Origin of the sequence: Archangium sp. (genome assembly GCF_036388035.1) — a bacterium.
GTDB lineage: Bacteria > Myxococcota > Myxococcia > Myxococcales > Myxococcaceae > Archangium.
The window spans coordinates 1-3,712 of record NZ_DASVSO010000850.1 but is presented as its reverse complement, the minus strand read 5'-3'; the positions used below and the strand labels follow the sequence as shown (position 1 = coordinate 3,712).

The 3,712-nt window shown below is 66.9% G+C and carries 4 protein-coding genes; 1 reads left to right on the top strand and 3 read right to left on the bottom strand.

What is annotated here, in order from left to right:
- A partial coding sequence (locus tag VF697_RS35190) for a hypothetical protein (protein ID WP_331101975.1) occupies window positions 1–564 on the top strand: 564 nt, incomplete at its 5' end.
- Window positions 565–610: 46 nt separating this feature from the next.
- Here VF697_RS35190 and VF697_RS35185 read toward each other — a convergent pair.
- The 3 genes from VF697_RS35185 to VF697_RS35175 form a co-directional block, all read right to left on the bottom strand.
- A complete protein-coding gene (locus tag VF697_RS35185; RefSeq protein WP_331101973.1) occupies window positions 611–1,153 on the bottom strand; it encodes a hypothetical protein in 543 nt (180 codons plus the stop codon).
- A complete protein-coding gene (locus tag VF697_RS35180; protein ID WP_331101970.1) occupies window positions 1,143–2,255 on the bottom strand; it encodes an AAA family ATPase in 1,113 nt (370 codons plus the stop codon). The genes VF697_RS35185 and VF697_RS35180 overlap by 11 nt, the downstream gene beginning before the upstream one ends.
- Before the next feature lie 181 nt (window positions 2,256–2,436).
- The coding region (locus tag VF697_RS35175) for a M24 family metallopeptidase (protein ID WP_331101969.1) at window positions 2,437–3,712 on the bottom strand (1,276 nt) is incomplete at its 5' end.

The window sequence follows — 3,712 nt, the reverse complement described above, 5'->3', positions numbered from 1 at the left end:
AACCTCCTCGGGGTCGTGGTCTTGATGCTGCACACCTCCGGCATGTTCGGCGTGCATGCCCAGCTCCTGGCCCGGCCGCGGGAGTCCCCTTCCCGAAGAGGGAAACCCGAGGCGGCGAGCCTCCGGGAAGACGTGCTGCGGTATCAGCACCTCCGGTCCCGGTTGGAGCGCTACCTCGGCTTCTCCGCCACCCTCATCGGCTTGTCCCTGCTGAACGTGGGCGCGCTCCGCGACCTGCTCAACGAAGCCGCCTCCCCTCAACCCGAGCTGTTGCCAGCGGACCTCGTCATCGCCTACGGCATCTACTTCACCGGGCTGCTCGCCATCATCTATCTGCCGGCCCACAAGTCCTTGAAGGAGCTGGGCCAGAGCCTCGCGGAGCGGCTCGTCCAGCACTCCCTCGACGTCGACGCGGATTGGAAGCAGTCCTTCGCGGAGCAGCAGACCGCCAGCGCCTACCTCGGCCTGCAGAGCTCGGCGCTCCAGGAGCTCCAGCAGGCCCTCACCGTGCTGGCGCCCATCCTCGCGAGCATCTCCTCCCTCGTCCTCGGCTTGGGCGGGTAGCACCCGCTGCTTCAGTCATCGAGCCACGCCACCCGCGGCATGTGATTCAGAAAGCCCGCTTCAGCTCACTCCATCCCTCTCGGAGAGACTGAGGAAACTCGGCGGGAGCGGCCTCCAGGGGGTAGGTCTCCGCCAGCTTCCGGGCGGCCTCCCGGCACTCCTCGGCACTCTTGGCGGGTCGCTTGTAATCGGTCTCCTCGTCGACGGGCCCGGTGACGAGGAAATGGATCCAGGTCTCGATATTCCGCTTCGGCACGAGAATGCAGATGCGCTCGGTCGGCGAGCGCTTCTCCAACTCCGCGTCCCGCAGGGCCTGGTCGAGCCGTGCGACTCGCTGTCGGGTGGGCAGGACATCCGCGTCGATGATCGTCACCAACTGGCAGTCCTGGGCACCCAGGCGCCGCCGATGCGTCTGGACCTCCTTGGGATAGTGCTCACGGACGTATTGCTCGCCCGCGCCTCTTCCCGCGGGAACGGGGAGCAGACGAATCTTCCGTCGCTCGATGCCGCGCTGCCGGAGCCAAGTGTAGACGAAGACCTGGTGCTGCTGGTCCTCGGAGAGGACGACGACCTGGGCACTATTTCCCATCTTCCCAGCCTCGGGCGACGAGCTCTGCGGCAGGCACCGCGGCATCGGGCGGCGCCTGGAAGGGACTGACGCGCACGGGGCCGCCCGAGACCCGCTCGAACTGAAGCCCAGAGCCCGGGGCGAGCAGGTTGATGACCTCGGGGTGGTGGGAGATGAGCAACGTCTGGAGGCGATCCTGCTCGCGCAGTGCCAGCAGGAAGGGCTGCACCTCGCTCAAGGCCACGAAGTTGTCGGGCTCATCAAGGCAGAGCGTGGCGCCAGAGCCAGAGAGGAAGTGAAGCAAGGCGTAGAGGCCGATGAGCGCTCTCTGTCCCTCGGAGAGTTCCTCGAAGGTGTACTCATCACTGGCCGAAGAGCCCGAGCCGTTCGCACCGCGCTTCCAAACGGAGCGCAGCATCCGGATGCCTTCTCCTCCTGACTTGAGGGTCAGTGCATCGAACCCATCGAAAATATTTCGCAGGTCTTCCCGAAGCTCGAACACCTCGTTGAGCCGCTCCTGCGTGAGATGGCGATACCAGGAGGCGAAGTTCGACAAATCCTCCGCGGGCTCGGTCTGCTCATCCTCACTCCGACTGGTCATGCGGCGAGGGTCGATGCGGATGACATAAATCCGGCGCAGCCACTCCAAGAAGCTCACGAGGCGCCGATCCCCAGCGCCGAAAACCACGGGCAGCCACGATTGCTCCTCATCCGGCCCCGTCACGTCCATCTGGCCACCAGCCCCCAACTCAAGACGTAAGCGCCCGTGTTCGTAGAGGTAGAGCCGAGCCTCTTCGACATACACCTCCTCCTTCTCGACGCGGCTGCGCATGCGCTCGATGTCGTGCTCGAGCTCCAGCCGATATCGATAGCGCATGCCCTCGAGTTGCACCTCCAACTCGAAGGTCTGGCGGGAGCGCTTCTGCCACCGCGTCAGGGTCGATGTTGGGAACACATCCTGGACCCGGGCAATCTTCTGATGAAGCTTCCGAATCCCGGAGAGCACCTCGAAGACGGTCGTCTTGCCCGTGCCATTGCGCCCCATCAACAAGTGCTCGCCGCCAAGGCGCAGGTCGAAGTTCACCAGGCACTTGTAGTTGTCGACGTAGAGGCGGGTAAGCATCAGTGACTCCGAGAGCACACGACAAAGCGTGGTGCGTACCCGTCCGAGCCGCAGCGACCCAGCGGGCATCCGAACCCTAGCGCATCCCCTCGTGCCTGTGCGGAAGGTCCACCTCCCGGGCGCGCTCTTCAGAAACCTGTCCGACTGTCGGACAGGTTCGTGCGATGTGCGGCGGGAGGGGCTACCGCACCAGGTGGAAGGCCGTCTGCCGCTGGAAGGCCCAGCGCACCTTGCCGCTCGCGTCGATCATCACGTCCTCCTCCTGGGCCGAGCGCACCTTCTGCCCGCCCCACTCCGCCACCGGGCTCGTCGCCTGCATCTCGATGGAGAACCACTGGCTCGCGATCACCTTGTGGTCGCCGTTGCCCGGCACCCCCTCCTGCCGATCCCACAGGCCGATCATCGGCCCCGCCCCGTGCCCGTTGAGGCCAATGGGGTGCGAGTACACCGTGCCGTCGATGCCCTCGGCCTTCATCCGCTCGCGCGCCACCTTCAAAATTTCATTGCCCGAGCGGCCCGGGCGCAGCTCCTCGAACACGATGTCCTGCAGGCGGTTGGAGCGCGCCAGCGCCGCCTTCAGCCCCGCCGGCACCTCCGTCTCGCCCTCGCGCAGCACGTAGCCCATGTGCTGCGTGTCCGTGTTGAGCCGCAGCGCCGTCACCCCGAAGTCGCAGTGCAGCACGTCGCCGCGCTCGATCACCGGGCTCGCGCCTAACCGCTCGGCCGTCCAGCCGCGGCGCTGCACCTCCACCGACGGCTGGAACCACGTGCCGAGCCCGAGGTCGTTCACCCGCTGGCGCATCCACCACACCACGTCGCTCGTGCGCGTCTTGCCGGGCGTAATCACCTGGTTCGAGAAACCCGTCTCGATGATGTTCCACGCCAGCTTCGTGAGGTCCTCGTAGAAGCGCTCCTCGTCGGCGCCCCGCCACGCGATGAGGTCCACCGCCAGACCCTCGGCCGGCCTCATCCTCGACGTCCACTCGCTGCCCAGCGCCTCCGCCATGCCCTCGTACTCGCCATGCGTCAGGCCATCCGCGAAGGCGAACGTGCGCGACACGTTGATGGCGATGCCCTTCGGCTGCCGCTCCTCCAGCACCGCCTTGAGCACCTTCCACTGGTCCGGGCCCCACAGCTCGGCCTGCCGCGCCACCCCGCCGCCGTCCACCTGCACCTGGGCGCGCCGCGCCTCGTAGACGCCGCCCTGCGTGCCACCGCCCAGCGCGAGCCGATCCACGCCCTTCTCCGGGCCCCGGTCGTGGAAGACGTAGATGGTCCGCCGCCGTGCCGCGAACGTCGTGGGCGCCACCAGGGCCGGGAAGGTCGGGTCCTCGTTGTACTCGCGCATCGACACCACCCACATCTCGATGCCGTACTGGCGCATCAGCGCCGGCAGTGCCTTGTCCATGCGCTCGTGCAGCCAGCTCTGCTGGCGCGTGGCCTGCTCGCGCAGCGTG